At 71.1% G+C, this 26747-nt stretch carries 26 protein-coding genes; 10 read left to right on the top strand and 16 right to left on the bottom strand.

Annotated elements, in window-relative coordinates; all coding sequences use genetic code 11:
- Positions 1-148 precede the first annotated feature (148 nt).
- From ACZ4O3_RS39485 to ACZ4O3_RS39460, 6 genes are all read right to left on the bottom strand, one after another.
- Complete coding sequence (locus tag ACZ4O3_RS39485) at positions 149-1828, bottom strand: DoxX family protein (protein WP_467727030.1); 1680 nt, start codon at positions 1826-1828, stop codon at positions 149-151.
- 127 nt (positions 1829-1955) lie between these two features.
- On the bottom strand, positions 1956-2897 hold the full coding sequence (rlmB, locus tag ACZ4O3_RS39480; RefSeq protein WP_362724812.1) for a 23S rRNA (guanosine(2251)-2'-O)-methyltransferase RlmB: 942 nt from the start codon (positions 2895-2897) through the stop codon (positions 1956-1958).
- A gap of 97 nt (positions 2898-2994) precedes the next feature.
- Positions 2995-4392: a cysteine--tRNA ligase gene (cysS, locus tag ACZ4O3_RS39475; RefSeq protein ID WP_467727029.1), complete on the bottom strand. Its 1398-nt coding sequence runs from the start codon at positions 4390-4392 to the stop codon at positions 2995-2997.
- 120 nt (positions 4393-4512) lie between these two features.
- Positions 4513-5004 (bottom strand): 2-C-methyl-D-erythritol 2,4-cyclodiphosphate synthase, encoded by a 492-nt coding sequence (gene ispF / locus ACZ4O3_RS39470; protein WP_362724819.1) that lies wholly within the window; start codon positions 5002-5004, stop codon positions 4513-4515.
- Complete coding sequence (gene ispD / locus ACZ4O3_RS39465) at positions 4994-5758, bottom strand: 2-C-methyl-D-erythritol 4-phosphate cytidylyltransferase (protein ID WP_362724822.1); 765 nt, start codon at positions 5756-5758, stop codon at positions 4994-4996. The genes ispF and ispD overlap by 11 nt, the downstream gene beginning before the upstream one ends.
- A gap of 279 nt (positions 5759-6037) precedes the next feature.
- Positions 6038-6520, bottom strand: a complete 483-nt coding sequence (locus ACZ4O3_RS39460) for a CarD family transcriptional regulator (protein ID WP_003953493.1) — start codon at positions 6518-6520, stop codon at positions 6038-6040.
- 602 nt (positions 6521-7122) lie between these two features.
- Here ACZ4O3_RS39460 and ACZ4O3_RS39455 point away from each other — a divergent pair.
- Positions 7123-7782: a copper chaperone PCu(A)C domain-containing protein gene (locus ACZ4O3_RS39455; RefSeq protein ID WP_467727027.1), complete on the top strand. Its 660-nt coding sequence runs from the start codon at positions 7123-7125 to the stop codon at positions 7780-7782.
- 81 nt (positions 7783-7863) lie between these two features.
- Here ACZ4O3_RS39455 and phoP read toward each other — a convergent pair whose 3' ends face one another.
- Together phoP and phoR are read right to left on the bottom strand one after the other, a co-directional pair.
- Entirely contained in the window at positions 7864-8535 is a 672-nt protein-coding gene (gene phoP, locus ACZ4O3_RS39450; RefSeq protein WP_018568744.1) for a two-component system response regulator PhoP, read from the bottom strand.
- A 5-nt stretch (positions 8536-8540) separates the two neighbouring features.
- A complete protein-coding gene (gene phoR, locus ACZ4O3_RS39445; RefSeq protein ID WP_362715719.1) occupies positions 8541-9797 on the bottom strand; it encodes a two-component system sensor histidine kinase PhoR in 1257 nt (418 codons plus the stop codon).
- A gap of 221 nt (positions 9798-10018) precedes the next feature.
- Between phoR and phoU the strand changes: the two genes are divergently transcribed.
- A complete protein-coding gene (phoU, locus tag ACZ4O3_RS39440; protein ID WP_362715716.1) occupies positions 10019-10708 on the top strand; it encodes a phosphate signaling complex protein PhoU in 690 nt (229 codons plus the stop codon).
- A gap of 186 nt (positions 10709-10894) precedes the next feature.
- Positions 10895-11050, top strand: coding sequence for a hypothetical protein (locus ACZ4O3_RS39435; RefSeq protein WP_362715713.1), 156 nt, complete (start codon positions 10895-10897; stop codon positions 11048-11050).
- 101 nt (positions 11051-11151) lie between these two features.
- Here the strand turns inward: ACZ4O3_RS39435 and ACZ4O3_RS39430 are convergent, their stop codons facing one another.
- Both ACZ4O3_RS39430 and ACZ4O3_RS39425 read right to left on the bottom strand, forming a co-directional pair.
- Complete coding sequence (locus ACZ4O3_RS39430; RefSeq protein ID WP_362715710.1) at positions 11152-12117, bottom strand: alpha/beta fold hydrolase; 966 nt, start codon at positions 12115-12117, stop codon at positions 11152-11154.
- A gap of 125 nt (positions 12118-12242) precedes the next feature.
- Positions 12243-13217: a hypothetical protein gene (locus ACZ4O3_RS39425; protein ID WP_467727025.1), complete on the bottom strand. Its 975-nt coding sequence runs from the start codon at positions 13215-13217 to the stop codon at positions 12243-12245.
- A gap of 149 nt (positions 13218-13366) precedes the next feature.
- Between ACZ4O3_RS39425 and ACZ4O3_RS39420 the strand changes: the two genes are divergently transcribed.
- Positions 13367-13792 carry a VOC family protein gene (locus tag ACZ4O3_RS39420; RefSeq protein WP_362715705.1) on the top strand — a complete coding sequence of 142 codons (426 nt, stop codon included), beginning with the start codon at positions 13367-13369 and terminating at the stop codon, positions 13790-13792.
- Between the two features lie 6 nt (positions 13793-13798).
- Positions 13799-14269, top strand: a complete 471-nt coding sequence (locus ACZ4O3_RS39415; RefSeq protein WP_467727023.1) for a DUF5959 family protein — start codon at positions 13799-13801, stop codon at positions 14267-14269.
- Positions 14270-14347: 78 nt separating this feature from the next.
- On the opposite strand, the gene ACZ4O3_RS39410 is transcribed toward ACZ4O3_RS39415, so the two are convergent.
- Complete coding sequence (locus ACZ4O3_RS39410; RefSeq protein ID WP_362715699.1) at positions 14348-15109, bottom strand: phosphoglyceromutase; 762 nt, start codon at positions 15107-15109, stop codon at positions 14348-14350.
- Positions 15110-15274: 165 nt separating this feature from the next.
- Between ACZ4O3_RS39410 and ACZ4O3_RS39405 the strand changes: the two genes are divergently transcribed.
- Positions 15275-16537 (top strand): MDR family MFS transporter, encoded by a 1263-nt coding sequence (locus ACZ4O3_RS39405; protein WP_467727021.1) that lies wholly within the window; start codon positions 15275-15277, stop codon positions 16535-16537.
- A 93-nt stretch (positions 16538-16630) separates the two neighbouring features.
- Here the strand turns inward: ACZ4O3_RS39405 and ACZ4O3_RS39400 are convergent, their stop codons facing one another.
- Positions 16631-17749, bottom strand: coding sequence for a right-handed parallel beta-helix repeat-containing protein (locus tag ACZ4O3_RS39400; protein WP_467727019.1), 1119 nt, complete (start codon positions 17747-17749; stop codon positions 16631-16633).
- A gap of 132 nt (positions 17750-17881) precedes the next feature.
- The gene (locus tag ACZ4O3_RS39395) at positions 17882-18379 is read right to left on the bottom strand and encodes a DUF2000 domain-containing protein (protein ID WP_362715694.1); all 498 of its coding nucleotides are present in this window, start codon (positions 18377-18379) and stop codon (positions 17882-17884) included.
- Between ACZ4O3_RS39395 and ACZ4O3_RS39390 the strand changes: the two genes are divergently transcribed.
- Entirely contained in the window at positions 18378-19187 is an 810-nt protein-coding gene (locus tag ACZ4O3_RS39390; RefSeq protein ID WP_362715692.1) for an AraC family transcriptional regulator, read from the top strand. The two genes, ACZ4O3_RS39395 and ACZ4O3_RS39390, sit on opposite strands and share 2 nt — an antisense overlap.
- Here the strand turns inward: ACZ4O3_RS39390 and ACZ4O3_RS39385 are convergent.
- The 3 genes from ACZ4O3_RS39385 to mshA form a co-directional block, all read right to left on the bottom strand.
- Positions 19166-20839: a glycosyl hydrolase family 28-related protein gene (locus tag ACZ4O3_RS39385; protein WP_467727017.1), complete on the bottom strand. Its 1674-nt coding sequence runs from the start codon at positions 20837-20839 to the stop codon at positions 19166-19168. The genes ACZ4O3_RS39390 and ACZ4O3_RS39385 overlap by 22 nt on opposite strands.
- A 150-nt stretch (positions 20840-20989) precedes the next feature.
- Positions 20990-21490 (bottom strand): type III secretion system chaperone family protein, encoded by a 501-nt coding sequence (locus ACZ4O3_RS39380; RefSeq protein ID WP_467727015.1) that lies wholly within the window; start codon positions 21488-21490, stop codon positions 20990-20992.
- The gene (gene mshA / locus ACZ4O3_RS39375; protein WP_362715682.1) at positions 21483-22820 is read right to left on the bottom strand and encodes a D-inositol-3-phosphate glycosyltransferase; all 1338 of its coding nucleotides are present in this window, start codon (positions 22818-22820) and stop codon (positions 21483-21485) included. Before mshA ends, ACZ4O3_RS39380 begins: the two co-directional genes overlap by 8 nt.
- 251 nt (positions 22821-23071) lie before the next feature.
- Here mshA and ACZ4O3_RS39370 point away from each other — a divergent pair, with 251 nt between their 5' ends.
- The 3 genes from ACZ4O3_RS39370 (at position 23072) to ACZ4O3_RS39360 (ending at position 26733) form a co-directional block, all read left to right on the top strand.
- Entirely contained in the window at positions 23072-23839 is a 768-nt protein-coding gene (locus tag ACZ4O3_RS39370) for a class I SAM-dependent methyltransferase (protein WP_467727013.1), read from the top strand.
- A gap of 181 nt (positions 23840-24020) precedes the next feature.
- Positions 24021-25130, top strand: coding sequence for a C40 family peptidase (locus tag ACZ4O3_RS39365; protein ID WP_467727011.1), 1110 nt, complete (start codon positions 24021-24023; stop codon positions 25128-25130).
- Between the two features lie 289 nt (positions 25131-25419).
- Positions 25420-26733 (top strand): PP2C family protein-serine/threonine phosphatase, encoded by a 1314-nt coding sequence (locus ACZ4O3_RS39360; protein WP_362713486.1) that lies wholly within the window; start codon positions 25420-25422, stop codon positions 26731-26733.
- Positions 26734-26747 lie beyond the last annotated feature (14 nt).

The following is a 26747-nucleotide window of genomic DNA, read 5'->3' as shown; positions in this document are numbered from 1 at the left end:
CACCCGTACCAGCCACTTCGCACGACTTCGCCCCGCCGACCAGACGATCGGCGGGGCGAAGAAGGCGTAAGGCCCCGGATTAACCAACAGCATCCTTTCACGGTGCGGGGCCCTCGCCGTCGGACCAGCTGCCGTCGCACAACACGCCCTAGCCCAGCAGGCCGCCGACCAGGCCCGGCTGGCCCGAGGAGGTCGAGCCGCCGCCGGTACTGCCCGTACCGGTGCCCGTGCCGCCCGTCGAGGAGCTGCCGCCGGTGGCGGTGCCGCCCGAGGTGGGGCCCGCCGTGGTCGGGGCGGGCGCCGTGTGCTGCGGTGGGGCCTGGCCCGTGGTGCCCTGGGTCTGGCTGGGGGTGGTCGTGGTCGCGCCCGTGCCGCGGGTCGCACCCGGGGTCGTCGCCGCGTGCGAGGGGCTCGTGGTCACGCCGCCCGACGGGGGCGTCGAGGCCGACGGGGTCTTCGCCTTGTGCTTGGCCGACTCGCCCGGCAGCGGGGAGCCCGGGAGGTTGTTGCGGGGTGCCTCGCCGGGGCCGGGGACGACCACGCGGCTGGAGTCACGGACCGCGCCGCCCAGCAGGGAGCCGACCAGGAGGGTGATGCCGATGGTGATGGCCGTGATCAGGGCCCCGCGGCGGAGCACGTAGGCGCGCAGGTCCCAGATGTCGGAGTGCGGGCCCAGCCGTCGCCAGGCGCTGCCCGCGAGACGGCCGTCGACGGAGTAGACGGGGGCACCGGCGATGATCAGCGGGGACCAGGCGGCGAGGTAGATGATGTCGGGCGCGTCGTACGCGGGGACGGTCTTCCAGCTGACGGTGACGATGAGCGCGGCGGAGAGCAGGGCGCCGACGACCGCGGCCACCCGCTGCCAGCAGCCGAGGACGGTCAGGACGCCGACGATCACCTGGAAGAAGGCGATGACCAGGCCGGAGCCGACCGGGTGGTGGAGGGCGAACTGGCGCAGCGGCTCGGCGACGTCCCAGGGATGCAGCGTGTTGAGCCAGGTGACCATGGAGCCGCGCTTGCCGCCGTCGAAGTAGACGGGGTCGCACAGCTTGCCCATGCCGGCGTAGACGGAGATGAAGCCGAGGAAGATCCGCAGCGGGAGCAGGACCACGCCCAGGTTCATCCGGCGGCCGGGGTAGTAGGCGTGCCGGGCCGGGTCGTCGCCGTGCCGCCTGGTCGCGGACGGCTCCTCGAAGTCCTCGAACTCGTCGTCGCCGTAGGCCTGGCCGTCGTAGGCCGGGTCACCGTAGGACGGTCCGCCGTAAGCCGGTTCGTCGTAGGCGCTGCCGGCCGTCCGCATGGGCGGCAGCAGTCGGTTCTCGCCCGAGGCGGGGGAGCGCGGATGACCGACCACCGGGGTCTCGACGGTCTGGTCCAGGTCGCCGTAGCCGTCGCCGACGCGCGGGATGACCTGGGTCGCGCCGGCCGGTTCGACGGCCTCCTCGGCATACCGGACGCTACCGCCGCGCACGGCCTGGAGCAGCCGGTGGGCGCCGGTGTCGTCGGGCGCGGACCTGCCGCTCCACACGACCGGACGGCGACGGCCCGGCGCCGCCCCCGAGCTGCCCGCCGTGCCGGCGCCCGGGATGCGCGCGGTGTCCTCGGTGGCGATCAGGTTCCGTGCGACCCGGGGAGACTGGGCACGCCGTGTCGATACGCCCAGCTGCACGCGGAAACTCGCGTGGTTGACGATGACCTGCGCCGGATCGCTCGGCACCTTCACCATGCTCAGCGCGGGAGCGTCGTCGGGCCCGGAAGCGAATCCGGAGCGGAATCCCGGCGAGCGGTCCCGCGTGGGAGTGCGGGGTGTTCTGGTGTCCACACTCATCTAACCGAGTGACGTGGAGTTAGGACACTGCTTTGACCGCCCCGAAGTGTCCGGACCCCGTCAAGGATGTGCAGGACGTCGGAATTGCCCCGTGCGGGCGAGGTTACGAACGCCCGTTCAGGCGCCGTCAGTCCCGCTGCCGGGCCGCCTCGTAGAGCACGATCCCGGCCGCCACACCGGCGTTGAGCGACTCGGCGCCGCCCGGCATCGGGATCCGTACCCGGTAGTCGCAGGTCTCGCCGACCAGCCGGGACAGGCCCTTGCCCTCGCTGCCCACGACGATGACCACGGGGCCGGAGAGCGCCTCCAGGTCACCGACCTTGTGCTCGCCGTCGGCGGCCAGGCCGACGACCACGATGCCGGCCTTCTTGTACGCCTCCAGCGCCCGGGTGAGGTTCGTGGCCCGGGCCACCGGCGTACGGGCCGCCGTACCGGCCGACGTCTTCCAGGCGCCCGCCGTCATACCGGCCGCACGCCGCTCGGGCACGACCACGCCGTGGCCGCCGAAGGCGGAGACGGAGCGGACGACCGCGCCGAGGTTGCGCGGGTCGGTGACCCCGTCCAGGGCGACGATCAGCGGGTCCTCGCCGTCGTCGTACGCGGCCGCCGCCAGGTCCTCGGGGTGCGCGTACTCGTACGGCGGGACCTGGAGGACCAGGCCCTGGTGGTTCAGGCCGTTCGTCATCCGGTCCAGCTCGGGGCGCGGCGCCTCCATGAGGTTGATGCCACCGCGCTCGGCGGCGAGCTGCAGGGCCTCGCGGACCCGCTCGTCGTTGTCGATGAACTGCTGGACGTAGAGCGTCGACGCGGGGACGCCCTCACGCAGCGCCTCGACGACCGGGTTGCGGCCGACGACCAGCTCCGAGGTGCCCTTGCCGCCCCGGCCGCGCGGCGCGGGACGGCGTACCGTCTGCTTCGTCTTGGCGTTGGCGATGCGGTTCTTCTTGTGTCCCTTGCGCATCTCGGCGGGCGGGGTCGGCCCCTTGCCCTCCAGGCCTCGGCGCCGCTGGCCGCCACTGCCGATCTGCGCGCCCTTCTTGCCGGACATGCGGCGGTTGTTGGCTGCCATGGGTACCCGTCTCCGTAAGCTTCGATTCGTACGTACGTGTTATGCAGTGTGCCGCCCGGGGGGCCGGGCGGCACAGTCGATCTTGATTGACCGGTGGTCAGGACCTGAGCGTCCAGCGGGGGCCCTGGGGGCTGTCCTCGATCGCGAGACCGGACTGGTTCAGCTGGTCGCGGATGGCGTCCGCGGTCGCCCAGTCCTTGCGGGCCCGGGCCGACTCACGCTGGTCGAGGACGAGCCGGACGAGACTGTCGACGACCCCGTGCAGGTCTTCGCCCTTCTCCGCCGCGCCGGTCCAGTGCGCGGCGAACGGGTCGAGACCGAGGACGCCGAGCATGGCGCGGACCTCGGCGAGGCGGGCCACCGCGGCCTCCTTGTCGTCCGCGGCCAGCGCGCTGTTGCCCTGCCGGACGGTGGTGTGCACGACGGCCAGCGCCTGCGGGACGCCCAGGTCGTCGTCCATCGCCTCGGCGAAGGCCGGCGGGACCTCGGACGAGGGCTCCACCACTCCCCCGGCCAGCTCCACCACGCGCTGCGCGAACCCCTCGATCCGCGCGAACGCCTGCTCGGCCTCGCGCAGGGACTCCTCGCTGTACTCGATCATCGAGCGGTAGTGCGGGGTACCGAGGTAGTAGCGGAGCACGATCGGGCGCCACGTCTTGACCATCTCGGAGACGAGGACCGAGTTCCCGAGGGACTTCGACATCTTCTCGCCGCTCATGGTGACCCAGGCGTTGTGCACCCAGTACTGGGCGAAGTCGTCGCCGTAGGCCTTGGCCTGGGCGATCTCGTTCTCGTGGTGCGGGAAGATCAGGTCGAGGCCACCGCCGTGGATGTCGAAGGCCTCGCCGAGGTACTTGTGGGCCATCGCCGAGCACTCCAGGTGCCAGCCGGGCCGGCCACGGCCCCACGGCGTCTCCCAGCTGGGCTCGCCCGGCTTCACGGACTTCCACAGCGCGAAGTCCCGCTGGTCCCGCTTGCCGGTCTCGCCCTCGCCCCCCGGCTGACGGAGGTTGTCCAGCTCCTGGTTGGAGAGCTGGAGGTAGTCCGGGTAGGAGTGCACGTCGAAGTAGACGTTGCCGTCGGCCTCGTAGGCGTGTCCGCGCTCGATCAGCCCGCGCATCATCTCGATCATCTCCGGTACGTGCCCGGTCGCGCGGGGCTCGTACGTCGGCGGGAGGCAGCCGAGCGCGGTGTAGCCGTCGTTGAACGCGCGCTCGTTCTCGTAGCCGATCGCCCACCAGGGGCGGCCCTGGTCGGCGGACTTGGTGATGATCTTGTCGTCGATGTCCGTGACGTTCCGGATGAACGTCACGGCGTAGCCGCGGTATGCGAACCAGCGGCGCATGATGTCGAAGTTCAGGCCGGAGCGGATGTGCCCGATGTGCGGTGCCGCCTGCACGGTGGCACCGCAGAGGTAGATCGAGACACAGCCCGCGGTGAGCGGGGCGAAGTCACGGATCTGCCGGGCGTTGGTGTCGTACAGACGAATAGTCACGGCACCTAGGGTAGTGGGCCCGCGGGAGTGAGTGGGACCGGTCCGTGCGGCGCAGTGGGCCGGGCGCGGGATGCACTGCGGCTCCTCGCGCGGTTCCCCGCGCCCCCCGGGTGGGACCGGTCAGCTCCGTTCGACGACCAGCGCCGTCGCGATGGCCATCAGGCCTTCTTCCCTGCCCGGAAATCCGAGACCGTCCGTGGTGGCCCCGGAGACCGAGACCGGTGCCCCGGCCGCCGCCGAAAGGATCTTCTCCGCCTCGTCCCTGCGCTTGCCGATCTTCGGACGCGGCCCTACGACCTGTACGGCGACGTTCCCGATCAGGAATCCGGCGTCGCGGACGATCCGGGCGGCCTCCGTCAGGAGGGTCACGCCCGACGCGCCCGACCACTGCGGGCGGCCCGTGCCGAAGTGCCGGCCCAGGTCGCCCAGGCCCGCCGCGGAGAACAACGCGTTGCACGCGGCGTGCGCGACCACGTCCGCGTCCGAGTGACCGGCCAGACCCGGTCCCTCGCCCTCCCACTTCAGACCGGCGCACCACAGCTCGCGGCCCTCTTCGAAGGCGTGGATGTCGGTGCCGATGCCGACGCGCGGCAGGACGACCTCAGAAGCCATCGTTGAGCCTCCTGCGGGCCAGGACCGCCTCCGCGAGGACCAGGTCGAGGGGGCGGGTGACCTTGAAGGCCTCCTCGTGGCCGGGGACGACCACGACCCGTTCGCCGAGCTGCTCGACCATGCCGGCGTCGTCGGTGACGTTGCCGGTGACCGTCTCGTGGGCGCGCACCAGCGTCGCGCGGTCGAACCCCTGGGGGGTCTGGACGGCACGCAGGCGGGCCCGCTCGGGGGTGGCGAGCACCGGCTCCGGCTCGCCGGGGGCGGTGGCCGGCTCGACCTCCTTGACCGTGTCGGTGAGCGGGAGGGCCGGGACGACCGCGGGGGCGCCGTCGCGGACCGCCTGGACGACGGCGTCGACCGTGTCGACGGGGACCAGGGGACGGGCCGCGTCGTGCACGAGGACGATGTCGTAGTCGGGGGGCAGCGCGTCCAGGCCGAGCTTGACCGACTCCTGGCGGGACTCACCGCCCGGGACGACGAGGAAGTCGGTGCGGTCGGGCAGCGCGTGCGCGTCGAGCAGGGACTTGACCTCGGACGCGCCGTCGGACGGGGCCACGACGACGACCAGGGAGACCGCGCGGGATGCGGCCAGCGCGCGGACCGCGTGGATGAGCATGGGCGTACCGTTCAGCGCGCGTAGCGCCTTGGGAGCGCCCGGACCGAGCCGTACGCCCCGGCCGGCGGCGGGAATCACGGCGGCGGTACGCGGTTCCGTACCCCGTTCCGTACGCGAAGGACGCGAATCGTCAGACATCGGTTCCTGTCAGGTTTGTGTGCGGGCCTGGCGTGGGTATGGCCTGGGAAGTGCCGGGCGCGACGCCTTGACCGGACCCTTCCGTGACACTGGTCGAGCCAGCAGCCCGGGCCCGGCACGCTTAGTATCGGGGTTTCGCCGGGGTGGATGTTCCGCGAGCCGGCGCAGGGGTTTCCGTGAATTCCGGGCACGGACATGCCGCAGCGCCCGGCGACATATATGTCATCGGGCACCGCGGCATTCAGTGTGCGGAGTTTCGGTGTGTCGAGCTGGATCGCGTCAGGACGCGAGGACCTCGTCGAGCAGGGCCTCGGCCTTGTCCTCGTTCGTGTTCTCCGCGAGGGCGAGCTCGCTCACCAGGATCTGGCGGGCCTTGGCGAGCATGCGCTTCTCACCGGCGGAGAGTCCGCGCTCGCGCTCACGACGCCACAGGTCACGCACGACTTCCGCGACCTTGATGACGTCGCCGGAGGCGAGCTTCTCCAGGTTTGCCTTGTATCGACGGGACCAGTTCGTGGGCTCCTCGGCGTACGGCGCGCGCAGCACCTCGAAGACCCGGTCCAGCCCGTCCTGACCGACCACATCACGCACGCCGACGAACTCCGCATTGTCCGCTGGCACACGTACCGTCAGGTCACCCTGGGCGACCTTCAGCACCAAGTAGGTCTTGTCCACGCCTTTGATCTGGCGAGTTTCGATAGCCTCGATCAGCGCGGCCCCGTGATGGGGATAGACCACGGTGTCGCCAACCTTGAACGTCATGTGACAGGTACCCCTTCCGTGGCTATCCAGGGTAACACGGAAACCGGCGGTTCTGAATGGCGTTTTCGCAGGTCAGGGCATATCTCGGGGCTTGACAACAGCAACAGGAACGTGCTGCGGAGGCCTCCCGGAACCAGGTATTCGCAGGTCGGAGCGGCTCTCCGGGTGAGGAGAAACGTGCGCGTCACACACCTCCGGACGGCCGCCCAAGTGGCGGAACATCCCCATATGTCCGCTTCCAAGTGTACGACTTCCGGTACTCCGTTCGGCTGCCGATGTCGGATCGGAGACGTTTCCGGAATTGATCACAGGGGTCCGGCCGACGGTACGTGATCAATTTCCCCGACGGCCGCGTATTCCTTCACGGAAATTTTGCGCGCGGTGTCGCGAACGAGTTATGTGAATGCCTGACGAGCGCCCCCACAAGTGACCGAGGAGTCGCGTGTGGAGCCCTGAGGGTGCAGCCGCTCAAGAGAAGCAAGGGGCTTGGGGAGGGTCGGGTGCGGCCACGAGGGAACGGCTCGGTAACCTAAGGCCGCTGACAGACACTTAGGGCGGCTTTATTAGGGGGCCGCCCGTGCGTTCAAGGAGTTGCCGCCGCCGTGAGCAGCAGCCTTCGACGCGGCGCCCTCGCCGCCTCCGCCATCGCCGTCTCCGTAGCCGCGCTCTCCGCGTGCGGTGCCGGCAACAACTCCCAGACGCTGGAGATCAAGCCGGACAACGCCGCGACCAGCGTGGGCGACATCAAGGTCCAGAACGCGACCGTGATCACCCAGCCCGACCTCACGTCGACGGGCCCGGCCGTGGTCTCCGCGACCATCTTCAACACCGGCACCGAGCCCGAGACGCTCCAGTCGATCGTCGTCGCCGGTACCAACAAGGCCGCCGAACTGCACGCCACCAAGTCCCAGCCGCTGACCATCCCGGCCGGCGGCCGGCTGATCCTGGGCGGCGCGAACAACGCCTCCGCGGTGCTGGGCAGCAGCCGTGAGGCCGTCAAGGACGGCAACGCGCAGAAGGTCACGTTCACCTTCAGCAAGACGGGCGACGTGAGCCTGCGCGCGTTCGTCGTGCCGGCCGAGAGCTTCTTCACGGGCTGGGGCCCGAGCGCCGTCCCGTCGGCCACGGCGTCCTCGTCCGCCTCGGCCTCCGGCTCCCCGGCGGCGGGCGCCACGGCGAGCGAGAGCGCCAAGGGCAAGAACAAGGCGTCCGAGAGCGCCACCCCGAGCGACTCGGCGTCCGAGTCGACGAACGCGGGCTGAGCGGTCGTACGGCCAGCGCGAGAAGGGCGGCACCCCGAGGGGCCGCCCTTCTCGCGTCGGTCAGACGACCAGGTCAGCGGTTTACGGCTCGAACTTGTAGCCGAGACCGCGGACCGTCACCAGGTAGCGCGGCGCGCCCGGGTCGGGCTCGATCTTGGCGCGCAGTCGCTTGACGTGGACGTCGAGGGTCTTGGTGTCACCGACGTAGTCGGCACCCCAGACCCGGTCGATGAGCTGCATACGGGTCAGGACGCGGCCCGCGTTGCGCAGCAGCATCTCCAGCAGGTCGAACTCCTTGAGGGGGAGGTCGACCTTGGAACCGGAGACCGTCACCACGTGACGGTCGACGTCCATGCGGACCGGACCGGCCTCCAGGGCGGCCGGGGTGACCTCCTCCGGCTCCCCGCGACGGCGCAGGACGGCCCGGATACGGGCCACCAGCTCGCGGGAGGAGAAGGGCTTGGTGACGTAGTCGTCGGCTCCTATTTCGAGCCCGACAACCTTGTCGATCTCACTGTCCTTGGCCGTCACCATGATGACGGGGACGTTGGACCGGCCGCGCAGCTGGCGGCAGACCTCGGTGCCCGGCAGGCCGGGCAGCATCAGGTCGAGGAGGACGAGGTCGGCGCCGTTGCGCTCGAACTCGTCGAGTCCGTCGGGGCCCGTGGCCGCCACTGCGACCTCGAAGCCCTCTTTGCGGAGCATGTACGACAGGGCGTCGGAGAAGGACTCCTCGTCCTCGACGACGAGCACTCGGGTCACGGAAGGACCTCCGGGGCAGGAAGCGGTTCAAACGGGGACGACTCGGTGGTACCGGCCTCGTCATCGAGGTCGGGGTCGGGGTGCTGCGAGGCGCGGTCACGAGCCGCGCCCGCCTCCGGCAACCTGAGGGTGAACGTGGAGCCCTGACCTTCGGCGCTCCACACCGTGACCTCCCCGCCGTGCGAGGCGACCACGTGCTTGACGATGGCGAGACCGAGACCGGTACCGCCGGTGGCCCGTGAGCGGGCCGGGTCGACGCGGTAGAAGCGCTCGAAGATGCGCTCCTTGTCCTTGTCGGTGATGCCGATGCCCTGGTCGGTCACGGCAAGTTCGATCATGTCGCCGCCGGGCGCGCCGATCCGGCGAGCGGCTATCCCGACCCGGGTGCGGGCCGGGGAGTAGTTCACGGCGTTCTCGACCAGGTTGCCGAGGGCGGCGGCCAACTGGCCGCGGTTGCCCCAGACATGCAGGTCGGCGGTGCCGCCGGCGGCCATGGTGATCTGTTTGGTACCGGCCTGGTGGCGGCACCGGTCGATCGCCTCGGCGACGAGTTCGTCCACCCGGACGGGCTCCGCGTCCTCCAGCGGATCGTCGTTCTGCACTCTCGACAGATCGATGAGCTCCTGGACCAGGTTGGTCAGGCGCGTGGCCTCGATCTGCATACGGCCGGCGAAGCGCTGCACCGCCTCCGGATCGTCCGAGGCGTCCATGACGGCCTCGGAGAGCAGGGAGAGCGCACCGACCGGGGTCTTCAGCTCGTGGCTGACATTCGCCACGAAGTCGCGTCGTACCGCCTCGATCCTACGGGCCTCGGTGAGGTCCTCGACAAGGAGCAGGACGAGCCGGGAGCCGAGGGGCGCCACCCGCGCGGAGACGGCGAGCGCCTCTCCGCGTCCGGTGCCCCGCCGGGGCAGGTCAAGCTCGACCTGGCGTATCTCGCCGTCGCGCCGGGTGTCCCGGGCCATCTGGAGCATCGGTTCGACGGCGAGCTTGCCGCCACGCACCAGTCCGAGGGCGTACGCCGCCGAACTCGCCTTGACCACGATGTCGCCCTCGTCGAGGACCACCGCGGAGGAGCGCAGCACGCTCAGTACGGTGTCCACGCCCGGGGGCAGTACGGGGTCGGTGTGCAGAGAGGTCCTGGTCGGTCGCTTCTGGTCGCGTTCGCTCCAGCGGAACGCCAGCATGGCGATGACACCGGTGAGTACCCCGGCGATCGCTGCCGCTGCGGCGACCGCCGCGTTCACGTCCATGCAAACAGGTTAAGCAGGGGGTACGACATCCCCACAGTCCGCGAGGTGTCAGCTCGAACACTCGTCGCCCAGAGTTCACCTTGGAGCCAGTATTGGTTCATTTGCGATGGCAGAAACGGACGCGCGGGGATCAGAACATGGGAGCGTGGGGTTCGCAGCTGGTTTCGGCCACGGGCCCCGGCCCACGGAGCCCTAGAACACACGTACGAGAGGGAACCCTGATGCGGGACGCGTACCACGAGGAACTCGACTCGATCGGCGACAGCCTGGTCGACATGGCCAGGCTGGTCGGATCGGCGATCGGGCGCGCCACGACGGCGATCCTCGACGGCGACCTGAAGCTGGCCGAAAGCGTCATCGAGGCGGACCAGAAGGTGGACGAGCTCCACCACGACCTGGAGGCCCGCGCGATAGCCCTGCTGGCCCGCCAGCAGCCGGTCGCGACCGACCTGCGGATCGTCGTCACCTCGCTGCGGATGTCCGCCGACCTGGAGCGTTCCGGCGACCTGGCCCAGCACGTGGCCAAGCTGGCCCGGCTGCGCTACCCCGGGAACGCCATCCCCCACGACCTGCACGCGACCATCCTGGAGATGGGGCAGCTCGCACAGCGCCTGATGGCCAAGGCCGCCGAGGTGATCATCACCAAGGACGTCGACCTGGCGCTGCAGCTGGAGCAGGACGACGACGAGATGGACCTGCTGCACCGCACGATCTTCCAGCACCTGCTGGACGACCGCTGGCAGCACGGCATCGAGACCGCGGTCGACGTGACGCTGCTCGGCCGCTACTACGAGCGGTACGCCGACCACGCGGTCGCCGTCGCCAAGCGCGTGGTCTTCCTGGTCACGGGTGAGCACGCGGACGAGCTGCAGCCGGACATCCAGCCGGTGACGGGCATCGAGGGCGCGTAACGCCCTGGCGGATCCCCTGGCGATCCCCCCTGGAGGTCGCCGTGCCGGGTCCCCCGGCGGGTCGGGGCTCGCGAGGTGCGGGCCGGGCGGGCGGGCGCCCCTGTGCGCCGTTGATGCGCCCAGTGAAACGGGCATGAAATGGGCAGGGCACCACGCCCCGCCTCTAGGGACCTCTAGGAGGGATCCATGGCCGAATCCCCCAGCACCACGCCCGACCCCACCCAGCAGCGCGAGACCGAACAGCCCGGCGAGATCAAGAACCTTCTCGTCATCGGTGCGTGCGGGTGCGGCTCGGGCTGCGGCTGCGGCTGCCAGTCGGGCAGCCCCTGCCAGTGCGGCTGAGCGCACGTCCGACGAACGACGGCCAAGGGCCCCCGACTCCGGTCGGGGGCCCTTCGTCCTGGTCGCGCTCCGCCCTCAGGCGGGGGGGGCGGGCTCGGCCGTCAGGCGGCGGGCAGGGCGGCGAGCCAGTCGACGAGCAGCCGGTTGATCTCGTCGGGCCGTTCCTGCTGGATCCAGTGCCCGCAGCCGTCCAGGACATGTGAGGAGACCAGGCCGGGGAGCGTGACCGGGTACGCCTCTATGGCATCGGCCAGCCAGGTCGTGGAGGCGTCGAGGCCGCCGCCGGCGAACAGGGACGGCTGGGTGATCGGGGCGCCGTCGTACGCGGCGAGGTCCTCCCAGTCGCGGTCCATGTTCCGGTACCGGTTGAGCGCGCCGGTGAGTCCGGTGCGCTCGAACTCCCCGGCGTAGACGTCGAGGTCCCGCTCACCGAGCCACCCGGGCAGCCGGCCGACGGGGAACCGGTCCCTCAGGAGGCCCCCGGCACCGACGAAGTGGGGGTCGGGAGCGCCCGGCCCCGGCATGGTGTCGCCGGAGAAGGCGGCGTAGAACCCCGCGAGCCACCCCCGTACATCGGGCTCGATCTCCCCCTCGGCCCGCCCCGCCTCCTGGAAGTACGAGACGTAGAACTCCTCGCCGCCCATGCGCGCGAAGACGTCACTGGGCCGGGGGCCGCCGCGCGGCGCGTACGGCACGCTCAGCAGCCCCACGGCCCGGAAGACGTCCGGCCTGAGCAGCGCGGAGTTCGCGGCGATGGCGGAACCCCAGTCGTGGCCGACGACCACGGCCGACTCCTCGCCGAGCGCACGCACCACGAGGACGTTGTCCTCGACGAGTCCGGCCATCCGGTAGGCGTCCGGCGCGGCCGGTGCGCTGGAACGCCCGTACCCCCGCACATCGATGGCGACGGCGCGGTATCCCGCCGCGGCGAGCACCGGCAGCTGATGCCGCCACGAGTACCAGCTCTCGGGAAACCCGTGCACCAGCAGGACGAGGGGCCCGGCACCCTGCTCGACAAGATGAATCCGCCGTCCGCCACCGGAGACAACCCGATGCGTACCCTCCATGATCCCTCCTCGGTCTCGGCCTCGTCGCCTCACCACGGATCATGCGAGCACCGGGACCAGGACCACGAACACGTTTGCCGATCCGGCAAACCCGCGGGCCGTCACGAAGGGCTGCTGGTCACCCGCTACTTGACGTCGACGTAGTCGCCCGTGGCCGAGACGGCCGGAGTGGTGGCGGTGCCGGCGAACGAGTAGCGCCAGTAGCCGTCGGTCGTCGCCTTGCAGGTCGTCCTGAGGTTGCCGTGGCTGTCCGTGGTGATGGTCTTGAGGGTCTTGTAGGTGCTGGTCCCCTTCTTGCGGAACTGCAGCTTGACCTTCTGCCCGGTGTAGCCGGCGTACTTGTGGGTCTCCCAGTTCGCCCGGGTGAGGGCGCCGGTGACCGTGAGGGTCTTGCCCTTCCTGACCGGCTCGGGCGCGGCGTTGACGGTGAGCCTGGACAGGCGGCGGACCGTGGGAGAGGTCTGCCCGGCCAGTTCGGCGGTGCCGATCTTGCTCACGTCGGCCGGGTTCTGCGGCTTCTGGCCGTTGTAGGCGACCGCCCAGGCCACGGCGTGCCACTTCGCTCCGGCGTCCGCGTTGCGCAGGTCCGAGCGGGGGTAGATGTCGACCTTCCCCTTGCAGGACATGCCGGTGACGACCTTCTCGTACGACGACTCCGAGGAGGTCACGTCGCAGGTCGCCGCCTGGTCCCCGTAGAGGTCGCTCGTCGGCTTGCTGGCGGAGCCGCGGTAGAGGTCGAGACCGACGTAGAAGTCCGGAGCCGAGACGTCCACGTTGGTGGCGGTGAGGTTGAAGCTGTACGACACGTGCACGATGGCGTCCGTGCCGACGGACACCGTGGTCTTGCCGCCGGCGACCTTCACCTTGGAGAAGGTGACGGCCAGGGCGTAGGGCTGCTTGGCGGTCGCGGTGGTCGCCGTCGTCGCCGTGAAGGCGGTACGCCCGCCGGTGCCGCCGGCGGAGGTGCCGGTGAGCTGCCAGGGCCGTACGGAAGCCGGGGCATCGGCGGCGGTGGCGGTCGCGGCCGGAACGGCGACCAGGGTCAGCGCGGCGGCGCCGCAGGCGGCGGTGACGGCGGCGGTGGTGGTGCGAATACGCATGCGTTCTCCGTGTCAGGCGTTGGTATGTGACTGAGACACGCCAACCCGACGGAAGGTTGCGCCCGGCTTCACGATCCCCACCTCCGGCCGCCAACCCGCCCGCGCCCAGCGGGAGATGAGCAGCGCGGGCTCCTTGCTATGGTGCGCCAATGTCAACGATCAGGCAGTTCCAGGTCACCTTCGACTGCGCCGACCCCGCGCGTGTCGCCCGCTTCTGGTGCGAGGTGCTGGGGTACGTGATGTCGCCGCCCCGCGGATTTGCCACATGGGACGACTACGACCGCTCGCGGCCGCCGGAGGACCGGGGTTCGTGGTCCGCGTGCGTCGATCCCTCGGGTGCCGGCCCGCGGCTGTTCTTCCAGCGCGTCCCCGAGGGCAAGGTCGTCAAGAACCGGGTCCACCTGGACGTGCGGGTCGGCACCGGGCTGGTGGGCGAGGAGCGCCTGGCCGCGCTCGAGGCCGAGTGCGCGCGCCTGATCCCGCTCGGCGCCGTACGCGAGCGGCTCCTGCTCGACGAGAACGACTCGTGCATCGTGATGCAGGACATCGAGGGCAACGAGTTCTGCCTCGACTGACGGCTCATGGAGGGCGTCATCGATCCGATCCACCTGGCCGACCGGCCCGGCACCGGCGGACACAGCGTCTCCGTGGGCGTTCTGGGGCGCTTTCAGCCCGGAATCCTGACCGGACACGACTGCCTCGACTGCGAGATCGTCATCAGGGCGGAGTCCGTCGACGCCACCTCCTCGGTGCCCCTTCTCCCCGAGGACCCGGTGGACTGGGAGGAGGCCCTGGCGGCCCCGCAGCCGGGCCGGCCGGGTGGTTCGTGTCCGCACACCGCCGCGCGGGAGCACGGCATGCACGCGCTGAGGCACATCTACGCGTCGGGTCTCCTGGACGCGGGAGAGAGCATCAAGGCCGTGAGTGAGTACCTGGGGCACTCCGACCCGGGACCGACGCTGAAGGTGTACGCGCACCTCATGCCGAGCAGCCGGGACCGCGCCCGGAAGGCTCTCGGGCGAGCGCTCCGGCCGCAGGGCCCCACGGGCTGAGGTTCCAGGGAGGTTCCAGTACATGAAAATGCCTCCCATCCGTGCCGTTCGCGCAGGTGGGAGGCATGATCACGGAACCTACTTCTTCTTGCCCTGGTTCTTGACCGCCTCGATCGCTGCTGCCGCTGCCTCCGGGTCGAGGTAGCGCCCGCCCGGGGTGAGCGGCTTGAAGTCGGTGTCGAGGTCGTAGTGGAGGGGGATGCCCGTCGGGATGTTCAGGGACGCGATGTCGGCGTCCGAGATGCCGTCGAGGTGCTTGACCAGGGCGCGCAGGCTGTTGCCGTGGGCGGCGACCAGGACCGTGCGGCCGGTCAGGAGGTCGGGGACGATGCCGTCGAACCAGTACGGGAGCATGCGGACGACGACGTCCTTCAGGCACTCCGTCTGCGGGCGCAGCTCCGGCGGCAGCGTGGCGTAGCGCGCGTCGTCGAACTGGGAGTACTCGGCGTCGCGGGCCAGCGGCGGGGGCGGGGTGTCGTACGAGCGGCGCCAGAGCATGAACTGCTCCTCGCCGAACTCCGCGAGGGTCTGCGCCTTGTCCTTGCCCTGGAGGGCGCCGTAGTGGCGCTCGTTCAGGCGCCAGCTGCGGTGGACCGGGATCCAGTGGCGGTCGGCCGCCTCGAGGGCGAGCTGCGCGGTACGGATGGCGCGCTTCTGGAGCGACGTGTGCACCACGTCGGGGAGGAGGTCGGCGTCCTTCAGGAGTTCGCCACCGCGGACTGCCTCCTTCTCGCCCTTCTCGTTGAGGTTGACGTCCACCCAGCCGGTGAACAGGTTCTTCGCGTTCCACTCGCTCTCGCCGTGGCGGAGGAGGATCAGCTTGTACGGTGCGTCGGCCATGGGTCAGAGCGTAATCCACGTGTTCGGGGCGCAGAGCCGCCGCCCGGAGGCCGTCCCAGCCGTCGGACAGTTGACTGCTTTTGTTAATTGAGTGGCTCACCTGAGCAGGTCGAAAGTAAGGTCCGATCATCTCTAGCAGCACTTACGTCTTGCCCTGGGGGAGCCATGCCGTCCGTCGCCCTGCGACGCGCTGTCCGGGAGACCGTCGCCGGTCTGCCCCGTGAGTTCTGGTGGCTGTGGACCAGCACCCTCGTCAACCGGCTGGGCGCGTTCGTCGCCACGTTCATGGCCCTCTACCTGACGCTGGACCGGGGGTACAGCGCCTCCTACGCCGGTCTCGTCGCCTCCCTGCACGGCCTGGGCGGGGTCGTCTCCTCCCTGGCCGGCGGGGTGATGGCCGACCGGCTGGGGCGGCGGCCGACCCTGCTGCTCGCCCAGGGCTCCACCGCGGCGGCCGTCGCCCTGCTCGGGTTCGTGCAGGACCCCGTGGCGATCGCCGCCGTCGCCTTCCTCGTCGGCCTGGCCTCCAACGCCTCCCGGCCGGCGGTGCAGGCGATGATGGCCGACATCGTGCGGCCGCAGGACCGGGTACGGGCGTTCTCGCTGAACTACTGGGCCATCAACCTCGGGTTCGCCGTGTCGTCCATGGGGGCCGGGTTCATCGCCGAGGTCAGCTACCGCGCCGGGTTCCTGATCGAGGCCGGGATGACCGCCGTCTGCGCCGTCGTCGTCTTCTCCAAGCTGCCCGAGTCCCGGCCGGAGCGCGCCGCCAAGGGCAGCAGCGCCAAGGACGGCGAGGTCAGCCTCCGGACCGTGGTGCGGGACGGGCGGTACATGGCCGTCGTCGGGCTGTCCTTCCTCGTCGCCCTGATCTTCCAGCAGGGCTCGGTCGGACTGCCGGTGGCGATGGGCGAGGCCGGGTTCTCGCCGGCCGACTACGGCACGGCCATCGCCGTCAACGGCGCGCTGATCGTCGTACTCCAGATTCCGGTCACCCGCGTCATCGAGCACCGGGACCCGCGGTCGCTGCTCGTCGTCTCGTCCCTGCTCGCCGGGTACGGGTTCGGGCTCACCGCCTTCGCCGGGTCCGTCGGCGTCTTCGCGCTCACCGTGTGCGTGTGGACGCTCGCCGAGATCGTCAACGCGCCCACCCAGACGGGGCTGGTGGTGCAGCTCTCGCCGGTGCACGGGCGGGGGCGCTACCAGGGGATGTACACGATGTCCTGGTCGGCCGCCGCGCTCATCGCGCCGCTGCTGTCGGGTGTCGTCATCGACCGGTTCGGGGCGCGGTGGCTGTGGGGGGTGTGCGCCCTCGTGGGGACGGCGGCGGCTCTCGGGTACGGGCTGCTGATGCGGCGGCTGCCGGTGGAGCGGCCGGTGGCGGCGGCCGTGGCTTCGGCGAGTGCGGAGGCGGGGGTACGGGGCTGAAGCGCTGAGGTTCCGGCAGCGCCGGGCAGCACCACCCGGGGAGAGAGCCCCTGCCCTCGTACGACGAAGGGCAGGGGCTCTCCCACGGCTCCGTCAGTTCACGCAGCCCGGTACCAGGCCGGGGGAGCAGTTGGTCGGGATGTTGTGGGTGACCTTCGAGTCCATGACCGTGACCAGGGTGTCCGTGTAGACGCCCCCGGGGGCCGTCGTGGAGGCGTTGTCGCTGACGGTGCTGTGGTCGAGCGTGACCGTCCCCGAGGTGTTGTAGACGCCGCCGCCCTGGGCGGCGCCGTTGCCGTTCGCGCTGTTGCCGGTGACCGTGCTTCCCCTGAGGACGAGCACCGCGCCCGACGCATCGTTGAGGATGCCACCGCCCAAACCCCCCGGGCCGCCGACTACGTTGCCGTTGACCTCGGTCTTCTCCAGTGTCAACCGCTCCGAGTTGACGATCCCGCCGCCACCGCGGTTGACGGCCGTGTTGTTTGCGATCTTGCTTCCGCTGATCTTCATCCCGCCGTTATGGGTGGAGACACCACCACCGAGCTCGGTCGCCGTGTTACGCCTGATGAGGGTCGTGCGGACGGAGCCGTCGCCGCCGAGCTGGGCGAGACCGCCGCCCAGGACCCGCGCGTGGTTCCTGAAGAACTCGGAGTCCTCGACGTCCAGGGTCCCCGACGTGAACAGCCCGCCACCGCGTTCCGCGTTGTTGAAGGCCAGCCAACTGCGCCGGACGACCGCGGCGGCGCCCGCCTCCACCCACACACCGCCGCCGTCCCCCGTGGCGGTGTTGTCGCGCACGTCGACGTGCTCGAGCGTGAGCCTGCCCCCGTTGTCGACCTCGATGCCGCCGCCGTCCCCGGAGGCGCTGCCGCCGCGGACGGTGACGTCCTCCAGGCGCAGGTTGCCGGTGGAGGTGACGTGGAAGATGCGGAACAGGCCGGCCGTGGGTCCGTCACGGACGATCGTCGCGCCGTTGCCCCGGATCGTGAGGCTCTTGGCGATGGTCGGCAGGCCCTCGCCAGGGGAGTTCTCGGCGGTCAGATGGTAGATGCAGTCACGATGGAGGGACAGTGTCTCTCCTGCCGATGCGGTGGTGATGGCTGCGGCCAGCATCACCGCATCGCAGGGAACCTGCGTCCCGCCGCCCAGATCTACGGCGGTCGCCGGCCCGCCGGTCACGCCTGTGACGACCGCCGCCGCGACCGCTGCCATGCTGCTGAATCGGATGAGTCGCATATCTGTCAGATGCACCGTTCGCCACGAACCAAGACAAGTGTGATCATCGGATCACCCGCCTGCTTCAGATGTTTCCTCCGGTCGGCGGAGTCACGCACACCCGGCCCCTCACGGATGCATCCGTGCCCCCTTCAGCACCTTGTCCACCCCGTTCCGCGGTCCGTACACCGCGAGCCCCACCAGGTCCAGCTCCGCCGTCGGTACCGCCCGGACCGCCGCACGGTTGTCCCGGTCGTTGCCCGTGGCGAACAGGTCGGCGGTGAACACGGCCCGGGGCAGAGCCCGGCTCAGCGCCCGCTCGTGCGCCGCCCTCATCGTCTCCTTCGTGCCCTCGAAGACCAGCACCGGCTGCCGGAACATCGGCAGGTACGCCACCGAGTCGGCGTCCTCGTACGGCTCCCCGACCACCTCGGGGACCGTCGCACCCAGGCCGCTGACCAGGAACGCGGTGACATTGAGGCGCTGCCAGGGCTCCAGGTCGTCCCGGAGCAGCACGGCGATCTTGGTGTCGAATCGGACGTCGGGAGACGCGGGCGCGAGGGGTTCGGTGCTCATGGCACGAGACTGCCGATCGTCCCGCGGCCTCGTCTTGTACGTTGTTTGCATGGCCGCCCGGCAGCACCTCACGGAGGAAGTCACCGCCTGGCGCCCCCGGGTGCCGGGCGTCACCGAGGTCTTCCACGCGCACTTCACCGAGTACGCGTATCCGATGCACGTCCACGACGCCTGGACGCTGCTGATCGTGGACGCCGGCGCCGTACGGTACGACCTCGAACGGCATGAGCACGGCACCCCCGACGACACCGTGTCGCTGCTCCCCCCGCATGTGCCGCACAACGGCTCCCCCGCCACCGCGGACGGCTTCCGCAAGCGCGTGGTGTACCTGGACGGCACCCTCCTCGGCGACGAGCTCATCGGCGCGGCCGTCGACGGACCCGACCTGCGCGACCCGCTGCTGCGGCGGCGCGTCGGGCAGCTGCACGCCTCCCTCGCCCGCCCCGGCGACGAACTGGAGGCCGAGAGCCGGCTCACCCTCATCGGCGACCGGCTGCGCGACCTGCTCCGCCCCCGGCTCACGGCTCCGCCGAGGCCCCCGGATCCGGTCCTCGCCGGTGCCCTGCGCGAACTCCTCGACGAGCGGGTCGGCGAGGGGCTCGCCCTGGCGGAGGCCGCACGGCTGCTGCACGCCCACCCGGCCCACCTGGTCAGGGCGTTCAGCGCCGCGTACGGCATCGCCCCGCACCAGTACCTGATGTCCCGCCGGGTCGGCCGTGCCCGCCGGCTGCTGCTCGACGGCGTCCCGCCCGGTGACACGGCCACCGCCACCGGCTTCTACGACCAGGCCCATCTCACCCGGCACTTCAAGAAGCTGGTGGGGGTGCCCCCGGGGCGCTACCGGGACAGCGCACGCTGAGCCTCGTACAGGTTCCGCGGCCGTACCGCGTCCCAGGTGCCGTACAGCTCAAGGCGGGAGTGCAGGTCGCCGGTGAAGTCCGGTACGTCGATCTGGTCGAACTCGGTCACCTCGTTCAGGCCGACCGTCGCGGACCAGGGGGCGAGGCCGTCCAGCCGCATCAGGCCCGCACGGCCGTTGGTCACGCGCACGTTCCAGTGGGTGAAGCGGGCACCGAAGAGCGGTCCCGCGTTGGCGTCGCCGCCGTGGCGGCCGTCGTTGTCGACCGTGATGTCGGTGCGGACGTTGGCGAAGGGCAGGCCGCGATGGGAGTCGAAGGTGCCCATCCGCATCTCGCCGCGCGACCACACGTTGTGCGACGACAGGCCCTCGACGTTGATGCCGTGCAGCTGGGTGTCGGAGGGGGCCGGGACCGTGCGCTGTTCGACCGTGAAGTCCTCGACGAGGTTGTCGTGCGAGCCCTCACGGCAGAAGTAGGGGTGGTGCTCGCCCCGGCCGCCGACCCGGGTGCGGCGCAGGGTGCAGGCGGAGGCGGCGACCAGGCCGAAGCCGTTGTCGACGTTGCGGACCGCGACGTCGTCCACCCAGCAGTCGTACGCGCACTGCAGGACGACCCCGTTGTAGCCCTTGTCGAGGAGATGCGGGGACTGCGGGGTCTCGACCACGTCCAGGGTGAGCCCCTCGACTCCGGATCCGGTCAGCTCCCGTACGTGGGTGGTGAGTTGGGGGTTCCACTCGGGCCGGAGGTCCAGCGGGAGCGGGCGCTCCAGCGTCACCCGGTGTCCGCGCACGGCCGCGATCCGGACCGGCCATTCGTAGGGGACGTACGACAGCAGTTTGGTCTTGTCCTCCCAGGAGTACCCGGCCGGGCCGGGGCCGTCGCCCGACATGTGCCGGAGGAGGGTGTGGGCGGTGTCGTCCGAGACACGGAGCAGGACCAGCCGGCCTTGGCGCAGACGGGAGGGGTCGGCGACGGTGACCGTCCAGTCGCCGCGGCGGGCGGGAGAGACCGTGGTCAACTGCTCCCACTCGTCACGTTTGTTGCCCGTCCAGCCCTCGAACGGCCAGTCCCGCGCCTTGATCGCGGCGGTCAGGGAGTCCCAACGGGCCTTGGGCGCCAGCCAGATCAGACCGCCCGCCCAGGACCACGCCGATTTCGTGCCGCCGTAGCGGGAGCCGTAGGGGCCGATCAGCTCGGTGAGGTTCTTTGTCGCGTGCAGCGTCGTACGGCCGCTGCCGGCGCCGCGCAGCACCACGTCGTCGTAGGCGAGACGGACCAGGCCGTCGATGCGGAAGGTGCCGGGCGGGATGGTGACCGTGCCACCGCCGGCCCTGGCGGCAGCGGCGATGGCACGGTTGATCGCGGGAGCGCAGTCGGTGACGCCGTCGGCCACCGCGCCGTACGCGCGGACGTCGGCCACCACCGGAGGACGGCGGATCCGGGCCGCTCCGGCCCGGCCGATGTACGGGATCTGCGGGTGGGTGAAGGGGGTGCGGGTGAACTCACGCCAGAGGGAGGGGACTTCACCGCCCGATGCCCCCGCGGTGGCGGCCGAGGCCCGGCCGGGGGCGCCCGCCACGGCGGTCGCCGCGACCGCCGTGGCGCCGGTGAGGAGGCTCCGTCTCGTCATGCCGTGGTGCGCGGTGCTCATCGCGTACGTCCTTCCCATGGCGGCTTTGCGTGGCGGCTTTTCATGGTTGTGAACGTTGTTCATATCTGCGTTGGGCGCGAGCATGCCACGACACCCCGCCGTCTTGAAAGAGGCGTGCAGGGATCGATCAGGCCAGGTCTGGACCTGAACTCAGTCGGCGGGGCGTTCGATCAGGTGTGTGAACGCGTCCAGATTCCGCGTCGACTCGCCCCGGGACACCCGCCATGCGTACTCCTTGCGGATCGCGGCGGCGAAGCCCAGCTCCAGGAGGATGTTGAAGGCTCCGTCCGCCGCCTCCAGGACCTGGCCGAGCAGGCGGTCGATCTCGTCGGGGGTGACGCAGGCGAGCGGGAGCCGGGCGGTGACGTAGACGTCGCCGAGCCGGTCGACGGCGTAACTCACGCTGTACAGCTTGAGGTTGCGCTCCAGGAGCCAGCGGTGGACGGCCGGTTCGTTCTCGTCGGGGTGCCGGATGACGAAGGCGTTCAGGGAGAGGGAGTGCCGGCCGACCAGGAGGGAGACGGTCGTCCTCAGCTTGCGGGTGCCGGGCAGCTGAACGACGTAGTTGCCCGGCCCGGGGCTCTCCCACTCCAGTTCGGCGTCCTTCAGGACCCCCTCGATGACCTGCGCGGCCCTGTCCACATCACCCATGCGCCGAGCGTACGCGACGGCGGTGGGACTGGGTCGCGGCCATGTAGACGTCGGCGGTGGCGACGGCCGCGGTGTCCCAGCCGAAGCACTCGGCGTGCTGGGCGGCGGCGTCGCCGAAACGGTTCGCCAGGGACGGGTCGTCGGCGAAGCGGCGCAGCACGCGCGCGTAGTCGGCGGGATCGTGACCGCGCACCAGGAAGCCGGTCTCGCCGTCCCGTACGGCCACGGGCAGACCGCCGACCGAGGCGCCGAGGACGGGGGTGCCGGCCGCCTGCGCCTCTATCGCCACCAGGCCGAAGGACTCGCTGTAGGACGGCATGACGAGCACGGAGGCGGCCCGGAACCAGTCCGCGAGCTGCTCCTGTCCGACCGGCGGGCGGAACCGGACGACGTCCGCGATGCCGAGCCGCGCGGCCAGCTTCTGCAGGCCCTCCGGCTTGGCGAGACCGCTGCCGCTGGGGCCGCCGACGATCGGCACGACGATCCGGGAGCGCAGCTCGGGGCGCTCGTCCAGGAGCACGGCCACGGCCCTGAGCAGCACGTCGGGTGCCTTCAGGGGCTGGATGCGGCCCGCGAAGAGCGGGATCAGCGCGTCCTGGGGAAGGCCCAGGCGGGCGCGGGCCGCCGCCCGGCCGTCGGCGGGACGGAAGCGTTCGAGGTTCACGCCGGGGTGGACGACGGCGACCTTGCCCGGGTCGGCGCGGTAGTGGCGTACCAGTTCGTCGGCCTCTTCGGAGGTGTTGGCGATCAGCCGGTCGGCCGCGGACACGATCTGGGTCTCGCCGATCACGCGGGCGGCGGGCTCGGGCGTGTCGCCGTCGGCCAGGCTGGCGTTCTTGACCTTGGCCATGGTGTGCATCGCGTGCACCAGGGGAACGCCCCACCGCTGGGCGGCGAGCCAGCCGACGTGGCCGGAGAGCCAGTAGTGCGAGTGGACGAGGTCGTAGTAGCCGGGGCGGTGGCCGGCCCAGGCCTGCATCACGCCGTGCGTGAAGGCGCACAGCTGGGCCGGGAGGTCCTCCTTGGCGAGTCCCTCGTAGGGGCCGGCGTCGACATGCCGGACGAGGACCCCGGGGGCGAGTTCGACGGTCGGCGGGAGGCCGCCCGAGGTGGCCCGGGTGAAGACCTCGACTTCGATGTTGATCGCGGCGAGGCGCTGCGCCAGCTCGACGATGTAGACGTTCATGCCGCCGGCGTCGCCGGTACCCGGCTGGTGGAGCGGTGAGGTGTGCACGGAGAGCATGGCGACGCGGCGGGGCCTGCGGTGCAGCCGAAGCCGTGAGGGGGCCGCCGGAGAGCGACGCCCGAGCCTGCTGACGTACTGGCTCACGTGGCGGTCCTCCTAGTTGCGGGCATGCCTGTCGGAGGGTGTGGGGGACCCTCCGACCCACTGCAACGCGGAGGGGTGGATTCCCATTCCACGGAGTGGAGTTTTTACCGGGGTATTACCCGGCATCGCTCAACCGTTCGAGGGTGACGCACCCCGTGGCCCTGCCGGGGCGCTCTACCCTCGTACGCATGAACGCCCGCGCCGCCTCCCTCCCCCACTCTCGGCTTCGCTCGAGCGGGGGAACCCCCATCGTGGGGACGGTGACGCGCGGGACCACGAACCCCAATCGGCTACGCCGCATGGACCGGTGGATCGCCGTCACGCACGGCGCCGCGCTGCGTCGCGCCGCCGACCCCCTCGCCGTCGACCTCGGGTACGGCGCCGCCCCCTGGACCGCCGTCGAGCTGCTCGGGCGGCTGCGTACCGCCGCACCGCGCGCGCGGGTCGTCGGGATCGAGATCGAGCCCGACCGGGTCGCCGCCGCGAAGCCGTACGAACGGGACGGGCTGGTCTTCCGGCACGGCGGCTTCGAGATCCCGGTCGCCGGGCGGCCGTTGCTCGTCCGCGCGGCCAACGTGCTGCGGCAGTACGACGAGAGCGAGGTCGCCGCCGTCTGGGCGCGGCTGTGCGCGCGGCTCGCCCCGGACGGGCTGCTCGTCGAGGGGACCTGTGACGAGATCGGGCGGCGCCATGTGTGGGTCGCGCTCGGGCCCGAGGGGCCCCGGACGGTGACCTTCGCGACCCGGCTCGGCTCCCTGGAACGGCCGTCGGACCTCGCCGAGCGGCTGCCCAAGGCGCTGATCCACCGCAACGTGCCGGGCGAGCCCGTGCACGCGTTCCTGCGGGACTTCGACCGCGCCTGGGCGGCCGCCGCGCCCTACGCGTCGTACGGCGCCCGGCAGCGGTGGATCCGGGCGGTGCGGGACCTGTCCGGCGACTGGCCGGTGACGGACTCGGCGAGGCGCTGGCGGCAGGGGGAAGTGACCGTGACGTGGAAGGCATTGGCCCCCTCGGACTGACGCCGGCGGGCCGGGAACGATCTCGGTGAGGCGTTCGTCACAAAGGCGGGGAGATCGTCATGCCCGGGGGAAAAGCGGGGAGGAACCCAGCGGTCACTACCCCTGTCGGTTTGCGGCGTGACATGGCACGATCCCCGCGTATCGGAAGTTACTGACGGTCAATCAGTTCTGGGGGTCGGTCATGGGACCGGACAAGCACGGCGTCCGGGCGGGCGGGCGGCGCGGAATCCTGGCGACGGCCGTGACCGTGGTCTGTGCGGTGACCGTACTGGCGGCGCCCGGCACGGCGTTCGCGGCACCGAGCCCCACCCCCTCCCCGAGCGGCTCCGCCGGCGCCTCCGCGACTCCCGCGCCCGACAAGGACCTTGAGGCCGTACGGGAGAAACTGGACGATCTCTACCATGACGCGGCCGTCGCCACCGACGCGTACAACGCCGCCGAAGAGGCAGCTGACAAGCAGTCCGCCGAGATCGTCGACCTGGCCAAGAAGATCGTCAAGGGACAGCGGAGGCTCGACGGCCTGAAGGCGCGGGCCGGCCGGGCGGCGGCCGCCCAGTACCGCACCGGCGGGATGCCCGACAGCGCCAAGCTGCTGCTGAGCGACAACCCCTCGCAGTTCCTGGACGGGGCCGGCCGGGTACTCCAGGGCGAGCGGGCCACCAAGGCCCTGATCAGGGAACTGACCCTGACCCAGCAGGACTTGAAGCAGTACGCGGCAGACGCGGCCGACCAGTGGGACAGGCTGGAGGCGGGACGCAAGGCGAAGGCCGCCGCGAAGAAGAAGATCCAGCAGCGGATCGCCGCCGCCGAGAAGCTCCAGTCGACGCTGGAGAAGAAGCAGAAGGAGCGGCTCGCCGAGCTGGAGCGGGCGGCCGCCTACAAGGCGCAGACCGCCTGGCTGGACACCGGGATACTCGACGAGATCCACAGCAAGGCGTCCGCGGCGGGCCGCAAGGCGGTCGCGTTCGCCACCGCCCAGATCGGCAAACCGTACGTGTGGGGCGCGGAGGGCCCGGACTCGTACGACTGCTCCGGACTGACCTCGCAGGCCTGGGCGAGCGCCGGGCGGCCCATCCCGCGTACCTCGCAGGAGCAGTGGAAGCAGCTCAAGCACGTCGACGTCAAGGACATGCGCCCCGGCGACCTGATCATCTACTTCGACGACGCCAGCCATGTCGCGATGTACGTCGGCGACGGCGCGATCATCCAAGCCCCGCGCCCGGGGCGGACGGTGTCGGTCGGCGGCGCCGGGGCGATGCCGATCCTCGGGGTGGTACGGCCGGACGCCTGAGCACTGCCAGGAAGTTTAGGTGTGATGTCCCTTTCGTGAGCTGTGCCATGTGACCCAGTACACGCCAACCCCCTTGCAAACCCGGGCACCACGTGACCTTCGTCATCCCCGCCGGGCGGCCTTCTTGTCCAACTCCGGTACGGCACGCGGCATATGCCAAAGGCCTGAGACAGAGCGACGGGGCTCACACCATTCCGTTGCGGTGGCCAGTACCGCTATGGTCCCCGTCGGGTGGGTCGAGGTCCCTCGCCCCGCCATGCCCTCGGGGGGAGGGAAGGAACCCAACACGATGCCCGTACCCGTACCGCGGCAGAGAGCGATCCCGGCCGTGGAGAGTGGTCAGGCGCCGGTCGCCGTGCCCGCACAGGGCGGCGGCCCCCTCAAGGAAGAGGCCAACCGCACGGAAGCCGCCCCGCCGAACAGCGGCGGCACCACTCTCACCATGCTGCTGATCGAGGACGACCCGGCCGGCTCGCCGATCCTGCCCGAGTTGCGGGACGCCTCCGGCACCTCGATCCGTGTCCGCACCGCCCGCAACCTCACCGAGGCCGAGCGGCTGCTGACCGACGACGTCCACTGCATCCTGCTCGACCTGGCGCTGCCGGCGCCCGGCCGGGCCGACGACGACGCCGACGAGCTCGCCGTGCTCAAGCACGTGCTCAAGCTCGCGCCCCGGCACGCCGTGCTCGCGCTCACCGCCTCCGGTGACGCCGAGCGCGGCGCCGAGGCCGTGCGCGTCGGCGCGCAGGACTACCTCTTCCGCGATGAGCTGGACGGCCGGCTGCTGAGCCGCGCCATCCGGTACGCGGTGGAGCGCAAGCGTTCCCTCACGGTCGAGCGCAAGCTCGCGGAGGGGCGGATGCGGGCCCAGGAGAACCGCCGCCTGGAGCGGGGGCTGCTGCCCACACCGCTCCTGGACGGCTCCTCGCTGCGCTTCGCCGCCCGCTACCGCCCCGGCCGCTCGCGCGCGCTGCTCGGCGGCGACTTCTACGACACCGTGCGCACACCCGACGGGACCGTGCACGCCATGATCGGTGACGTCTGCGGGCACGGCCCCGACGAGGCCGCGCTCGGCGTGGAGCTGCGGATCGCCTGGCGGGCGCTGACCCTGGCGGGGCTGTGCGGCGACGAGCTGCTGGGCACGCTGCAGGAGGTGCTGGAGCACGAGCGCTCCGACGAGGAGATCTTCGCGACGCTCTGCACGGTCGACATAGCACCGGACGGCCGCCGGGCCGGGCTGTGCCTGGCCGGGCACCCCGCGCCGCTGGTCGCCCGGCCCGGACGGCCCGCGGAACTGCTGCCGTACGAGAACAACGGCCCGGCGCTGGGGCTGCTAGAGGGCGCCCGGTGGCCGCGGATGCAGGTGGAGCTGGGCGCCGAGTGGAGCCTGATGCTCTACACCGACGGCCTGATCGAGGGCCGCGTCGGTTCGGGCGGGGAGCGGCTCGGTCAGGAAGGGATGCTCGAGATGGTGCGCCGGCAACTGGGCCAGGGGCTCAGCGGGGAGGCACTGCTGCGGGCGGCGGTGAACGAGGTGCGGGAGCTGAACGGGGGCGAGCTGACCGACGACGTCGCCCTGGTGCTGCTGGATCGGCAGGCCTGAGCCGCGGAGCGAGC

This window comes from Streptomyces sp. NPDC026515 (assembly GCF_055567595.1).
Note: the sequence above shows the minus strand (reverse complement) of the source record. Positions and strands in the feature narration are given on the sequence as shown.